This window comes from Alkalibacterium sp. s-m-28 (assembly GCF_054658175.1).
In genome coordinates, this window is sequence record NZ_BAAGIQ010000311.1 from 1 (window position 1) to 367 (window position 367).

General features: G+C 42.5%; 1 protein-coding gene. It reads right to left on the reverse strand.

Annotation, left to right across the window (positions count from 1 at the left end):
* A partial coding sequence (locus ACYQ4S_RS12460) for an RNA-guided endonuclease TnpB family protein (protein WP_459771493.1) occupies positions 1-349 on the reverse strand: 349 nt, incomplete at its 3' end.
* Positions 350-367: the final 18 nt, after the last annotated feature.

The following is a 367-nucleotide window of genomic DNA, read 5'->3' on the forward strand; positions in this document are numbered from 1 at the left end:
CGATGCTTTTTGCTAGTTTATGGTTCTTCATCAGGTTCTGGGTGGACAACGTTTCGATTACGATGACTTGGTTTTCGTCTGTAATTTTCTTCGTTAGTTTGTGCAAGAAATCCTTCCGCTGGTTAGCAATCTTTTCGTGTTTCTTGGCGACTTGCAGGCGGGCTTTGCTCCGGTTCTTCCCGCCTTTTTGTTTGCGGGACAACGAACGCTGGGCTTTCTTGAGTTGCTTTTCTGCTTTATATAATTGTTTGGGGTTTTTGTGTTTCTCTATCTCGCCTAAATCGTTGGTAGTGATAGCGAAATCGGAAATGCCTAAATCAATCCCGATTTTTCTTTTGGTAATTTCCACTGCTTCGTCTTCTGATTT